General features: G+C 72.7%; 7 protein-coding genes. 4 read left to right on the forward strand and 3 right to left on the reverse strand.

All coding sequences use genetic code 11. The features are described from left to right. Positions 1–764: 3-methyl-2-oxobutanoate hydroxymethyltransferase (gene panB, locus AC08ON_RS05970; protein ID WP_476616594.1), on the forward strand; the 764-nt coding region annotated here is incomplete at its 5' end. Positions 765–803: 39 nt separating this feature from the next. On the opposite strand, the gene AC08ON_RS05975 is transcribed toward panB, so the two are convergent. Beyond that, positions 804–1,676, reverse strand: coding sequence for a helical backbone metal receptor (locus tag AC08ON_RS05975; protein WP_476606767.1), 873 nt, complete (start codon positions 1,674–1,676; stop codon positions 804–806). Continuing rightward, positions 1,669–2,352: an NADPH-dependent F420 reductase gene (gene npdG / locus AC08ON_RS05980; RefSeq protein WP_476606766.1), complete on the reverse strand. Its 684-nt coding sequence runs from the start codon at positions 2,350–2,352 to the stop codon at positions 1,669–1,671. Before npdG ends, AC08ON_RS05975 begins: the two co-directional genes overlap by 8 nt. 440 nt (positions 2,353–2,792) lie before the next feature. Here npdG and AC08ON_RS05985 point away from each other — a divergent pair, with 440 nt between their 5' ends. Further along, positions 2,793–3,011 (forward strand): hypothetical protein, encoded by a 219-nt coding sequence (locus AC08ON_RS05985; protein WP_023841797.1) that lies wholly within the window; start codon positions 2,793–2,795, stop codon positions 3,009–3,011. Positions 3,012–3,153: 142 nt separating this feature from the next. Here the strand turns inward: AC08ON_RS05985 and AC08ON_RS05990 are convergent, their stop codons facing one another. Continuing rightward, positions 3,154–4,410 (reverse strand): site-specific tyrosine recombinase XerD, encoded by a 1,257-nt coding sequence (locus AC08ON_RS05990; RefSeq protein ID WP_476606772.1) that lies wholly within the window; start codon positions 4,408–4,410, stop codon positions 3,154–3,156. A gap of 141 nt (positions 4,411–4,551) precedes the next feature. Here AC08ON_RS05990 and AC08ON_RS05995 point away from each other — a divergent pair, with 141 nt between their 5' ends. Both AC08ON_RS05995 and AC08ON_RS06000 read left to right on the forward strand, forming a co-directional pair. Further along, on the forward strand, positions 4,552–5,100 hold the full coding sequence (locus AC08ON_RS05995; RefSeq protein WP_476606765.1) for a hypothetical protein: 549 nt from the start codon (positions 4,552–4,554) through the stop codon (positions 5,098–5,100). After that, positions 5,097–5,808: PKD domain-containing protein (locus AC08ON_RS06000; RefSeq protein WP_476616595.1), on the forward strand; the 712-nt coding region annotated here is incomplete at its 3' end. The genes AC08ON_RS05995 and AC08ON_RS06000, both read left to right, overlap by 4 nt.

Raw genomic sequence — 5,808 nt, forward strand, 5'->3', positions numbered from 1 at the left:
CGGCGAAGAACCGGGGCGAGAAGTGGTCGATGCTGACCGCGTACGACGCCACCACCGCCGCCGTCTTCGACGAGGCGGAGATCCCCGTCCTGCTGGTCGGGGACTCGGCCGCCAACGTCGTCTACGGCTACGACACGACCGTGCCGATCACCGTCGATGAGCTGCTGCCGCTGGTCCGGGCCGTGGTCCGCGGAGCACCGCACGCGATGGTCGTCGCCGATCTGCCCTTCGGGTCGTACCAGGGGGGGCCGGCCGAGGCGCTGGCGAGCGCTACCCGCTTCCTCAAGGAGGGCGGGGCGCACGCGGTGAAACTCGAGGGCGGTTCCCGGGTGGTCCGGGCGGTGGACGCCCTGGTCGGCGCCGGCATCCCCGTTATCGGGCATCTGGGGCTGACCCCGCAGAGCATCCACACCATCGGGGGCTACCGGGTCCAGGGCCGCGACGAGGCCGGCGAGATCCTGCTGGCCGACGCGCTGGCGCTCGAGGCGGCCGGCGCGTTCGCGGTCGTGCTCGAGGTGGTTCCCGCCGATCTGGCCACCCGGGTGACGAAGGAGTTGCGCATCGCCACCGTGGGTATCGGAGCCGGCTCGGGATGCGATGCCCAGGTGCTGGTCTGGCAGGACATGGCCGGGCTGAGCGGCGGCCGCACGCCACGGTTCGTCAAGCGGTACGCGGATCTGCGCACGATTCTCGCGGACGCCGCCCGGGCCTACCGCGCGGACGTCCGGGACGGCAGGTACCCGACGATCGAGCACAGCTACTGATCAGTCACCCGGCCGGTGGTGCCGGCGGCGCCGGCGCTGTCACCCCGGTCCATCGCCGGTCCGGGCCAGCGCCGCCGCGAGCACGGACCACGCATCGACCAGGGACGGGCCGTACCAGGTCAGCAGGCGGCCGGACACGCAGACCGCGGGCGCGCTGAAGGTCTCGGGCCCGTCCGACGGGCTGAAGGGGTACGGCTCGTCGGGCAGGACCACCAGGTCATGGGGCGGGACGGCCGCGAGATCGATCCGAGGGTAGCGGTCCGGCGAGTCCGCCAGCACGTTGTCGACCCCCAGCCGGCGCAGCACGTCGCCGGTGAAGGTGTCCCGGCCGACCGCCATCCACGGCCGGCGCCAGATCGGCACCAACGCCCGCCGTCGCGGTCCGGCGGCCGGCACGGCCCAGGCCTGCCGGGCGGCGTCGAGCCAGCCGGGACGAGCCAGCCCGCAGGCCAGGCGCAACATCCGGTCCAGGCTCACCAGAGCCTGATCGACCGTGGTGGGGGCGGTGACCCACACGGCGAGCCCGGCCCGGCGCAGCGCGGCGAGGTCGGGTTCCCTGTTCTCCTCGGCGTTCGCGCAGACCAGGTCCGGGGCCAGGGAGACGATGGTATCGAGGTCGGGGTTCTTCGTCCCCCGGACCCGAGTAACGGCCAGCCCCGCGGGATGGCTGCACCAGTCGGTGGCACCCACCAGCAGACCGGGCGCGGTGACGGCGATCGACTCGGTGAGGCTGGGAACGAGCGAGACGATCCGTTCCACCCGCGCCGGAATCGCCACCGGGTGGCCCAGGTCGTCCCGGGGGGCCGTCCCCGCCTCTCGTTCCCGCCCATTCGCCACCGCGGCCCCGTCCAAACGGGCCCCGTCCAAACGGGCCACATCCGGACGTAGCCCGTCCGGACGCCGCTCAGACATCGGTGACCCGCAGGCCGGCGTGCGACTTGTACCGGCGATTGACCGAGATCAGGTTCGCGGTCAACGCCTCGACCTGACCGGCGTTGCGCAACGTGCCGGCGTAGATGCCCCGCATGCCGGGAATGCGCTCGGCGAGCGCGGCCACCAGATCGGTGGCGGCCCGATCGTCGCCGAGGACCAGGACGTCCGTGTCGATCTTCGTGACCGCGTCATCGGCCAGCAGCACCGCGGAGACGTGGTGGAAGGCCGCCACGATGGCGCTGTCCGGCAGGACGGCGGCCGCCTGCTGCGCGGCGCTGCCCTCGGGCACCGCGAGCGCGAAGGCACCCCCCTTGTCGAAGCCGAGGGGGTTGACGCAGTCGATCACGATCTTCCCGGCCAATGGCTCCCGCAGGGCGGCCAGGGTCTGGCGATGGCCCTCCCAAGGAACCGCGATGATGACGACATCGGCGCGCTCGGCGACCGTGGCGTTGTCCGCGCCCTCGATGCGCAGGCCGGGGCGCGCGAGCGCGGCCGCGGCCTGCTGGCCGCGTTCGGTCGAGCGGGACCCGATCAGTACGAGATGGCCGGAGGCGGCGAACCGCAGGCCGAGGCCCCCGCCCTGCGGACCCGAGCCGCCGAGGATACCGATGATCAGCGCGGGGACGTCCGGCCGGACGCGGTCAGTCGAAGCCACCCTGCCATCCTGCCCGATCCGGGCTTTGGCCGCCCGGCTGCGTGACACCCGTGAAAGCGTTCCCAGAACAGTGGGAACCAACCCGTTCACCCTCCGACATGACGATGCACGACAAGTACCCCCCCTTGCGGACAGCTCCTTGCAATGAGGGACTATGCAGAGACAACGGGACAGCTACGTGTCCGATTTTTCCGAACTCGCCCCCCGCGGGGAGATCCGGATCGACCGGGTCCATACACGTCGCCACCGGCAGAGGAGCAGCCCACGTGACTGACAGCTACAGCTCTTGGACCGCGACACTTGGTGAGCGAGTAGACACGAAAAGCGAAACCGCCGGTACTTCCAGGAACCCCGCGCGCGCATTGGTCTCAGATGGGCCGTACCGTTCCGTTTCACACACATCGAGCAGATCTTCGGAGTCAGGCGAGAGAGGTCGAGCAATGGCGGACGTGTCGGTTCGCTTCGCGATGACAAACGACAGCGAAGTGGTGCTGAACCTGTCGCTGCCGCAGGCACTGCGCCTGATGGAAGCGATCGCCCGCAAGGTGGGCGAAACCCTGGCCGAGCGCAGCACGCAGACGGTCGGCGGTGTCGGCGGTGTTCCCGCCTCGGCCCCTTCCAACGGGATGCCCAGCCTGGGGCCGTACACCCCATCCTGAGCATCCACGTGCCGCGCCGGTCCACCTGTCCCCACGCGGCGGCATCGCGCCACTTGGCGCGTTCTCACGCGGACAGTCCCGGGTGGACATCCGCCCGGGACGCCGACCATCGCTCAGAACCGGGGCGGTGCCCCGGCGAAACTCACGGGCCCGTCATGCACGGGCCTGTCACGCACCGGTCCGTCCTCGGGCCCCAGGTCCGGGAGTAGTGACCGATCGAGCCCAGGGCCGCGTCCAAGGCGCGTGGATGCGAGGCCGCGTACACCTCGCGAAGCCGGTCCACCGTCACCAGGGTGTAGATCTGGGTGGTACTGACCGAGGCGTGTCCCAGCAGCTCCTGCACCACCCGGACGTCGGCGCCGCCGTCGAGCAGGTGGGTGGCGAAGGAATGGCGCAGCACATGGGGTGAGACCCCCTCCACACCGGCCGCGAGCGCCGCCGTACGCAGCACCGACCACGCGCTCTGCCGGGACAGGCGGTTACCGCGGCGGGACAGGAAGACCGCGGGCCCCGAGCGGGGGGCGACCAGCGTCGGCCGCCCCACCCGCAGGTAGTCGGCCACCGCGGCGATGGCGTACCGACCGAGCGGGACGATCCGGTCGCGTCCGCCCTTGCCATGCAGGCGCACGGAGGCGGCCTCCAGATCGAGATCGTCGACGTCGAGACCGACGGCCTCCGAGATCCGGGCCCCGGTGCCGTAGAGAAGCTCCAGCAACGCGGTCGCTCGCAGACGACGGACGGCCTCGGCCGGTTCCACCGGCGGCGGTCCCCCGGGCGGCGGGGATCCCGGCGGGGGCGCACCTGCGGCCGCGGCGAGGACGGCCACCACCTGGTCGATGCTCAGGGCCTTCGGTAGCCGCCGGGGAGGCGTCGGTGGTCGAACCGGCCGGGACACGTCCTCGGGGACGTCACCCTCGTCGGCCGCGAAGCGGTGCAGCGACCGGACGGCGACCAGCATCCTCGCGACCGACGCCGCGGCAAGCGGCGGGTGCGTGTCGTCACCGGTGCGCAGCACGGCGGCGAATCCGGCAACCTCCGCCTCACCGACCGCGTCCAACGAGGGCAGACCGCATGCGGAGAGATGATCACAATAGCGGCGCAGGTCGCGACGGTAGGCGAGCACCGAGTTGCGCGCGAGTCCGCGTTCGCCCTCCAGATGGTGGAGATAGCGCTCGATGACGCCGGCAGGCGTGCCACGCAGCTGGGACAGCTGGGACCCGGCTCGATGATCCGCAGGCCGGGGCGGGTCGTCCGGCCCAGCCAGGTCGATCGGCCCGGCCAGGTCGTCCGGGCCGGGCCGAGGTGCCGACGGACGATGATCCGAGGACCCGCCGACGCCGGATGCCGAGGCCGCGGGGGGGCGCAGCCGGAATACCCGGTCGCCGTCGGTGACTCCCATCATCGAACTGATAGTAGGACCTGCCCCCCGTTCTCCGTTGGTGCCTATCCACATACCGCGTTTCCGCGGCTATCCTGGCGACTTGTGCGGGCGGGCAACGGGTCGTCACGGTACGCCGCACGGCTGGGGGCCGTCATCGCCATGCTCGTCATCCTCACGGGCGCGGGCTGCGGCGGCGACCAGCACGAGCCGTCCGGGGCCGCGCTCCCGGCCCGCCCCGGTTCCCAGAACCGGGGCACGGCCGTCTCCGGCGGCCCTTCCGTCTCCGGTTCGGCCCCCGGTGCGATCGATGACACGCCCGCGGCCGCCACCCGCACGGTCGAGGGCTACTTTCACGAGATCAACGAGGCCGCGCGGGCCGGTCGGGTCGCGGTTATCGCGCCGACGGCGCTCGATGGCTGCCAGCCCTGCGCCCTCGACGTCGGGGTGACCCGCTCGCTCCAGCAGCGGGGGCTGCGCGCGGACGGGCCGGCCTATCAGCTGAGCGACGTGCTCGCCCGGCCGCGGGTCGGGCTCGTCACCGAGGTGGACTTCACCGTGCGGACCCGGGCGGTGGGGCTGCTGGACCCGGCGGGCCGGCGGGTCTCCGACGCCCCGGGCGTGCCGACCCGGGTCGGCACGGCCGAGCTGTCGCTCACCGACCACGGCTGGCGTATCCAGACCCTGCGCTACGCCCCGGCCCAAGCATGACCACCGGCCCGGGGACGACCGGCCCGCACGCGACCACCGCCGCCCGCACGACCACCGCCGCCCGGCGCCGCACGATCCCGCGCCCGGCACTGATCGCGGTCGGCGCGCTGCTACTGGTGGGCCTGACCGGCCTCGCCGGCGGCGCGACGCCCGCCGCCGCGGGGCCCGGACGCACCGTCCCGGTGCCCTGCGTCGGCGCGCTGTGGGGTACCTGTGACACTCGGGCCACGGACAACGGCTACCAGTACCGCTACCACGACGGAGCGCTGGAGCGCGTCGGGATCCCGACCGGCTCGGGGGCCCGGCGGAGCGCGGCCTGCGGCCAAGACTGTCCGGACGACCCGGCGGCCGTCTGTGACCTGCTGACCGCGGTCGGGCCGGATCCGGCGATGGACGCGCAGGCGCGGGCCCAGTACGACCAGGCGGTGGCGGGCTGCTTCAACTACCTGCTGCCCGCCGGCGCGGTGCCGATCGCCCAGGTGCAGGCCGCGCTCGCCAACTACCTGCGCGAGAGACTCCTGCCGAAGCCGTCCATCGTCATCGCGCCGTCCGGCCGCAGCTTCGCGAACCTGGCCACGATCCTCTACACCCCGGTGCCCGACTCGTTCACGTTCAACGTCGACCAGCCGGTCGTGGCGACCATCAGTGCCGTTCCCCACTATCACTGGGAGTTCGGCGACGGCGAGACCGGCCCGGACGCTCCCGGCC

The organism is Frankia sp. CoWAU3 (assembly GCF_977971855.1).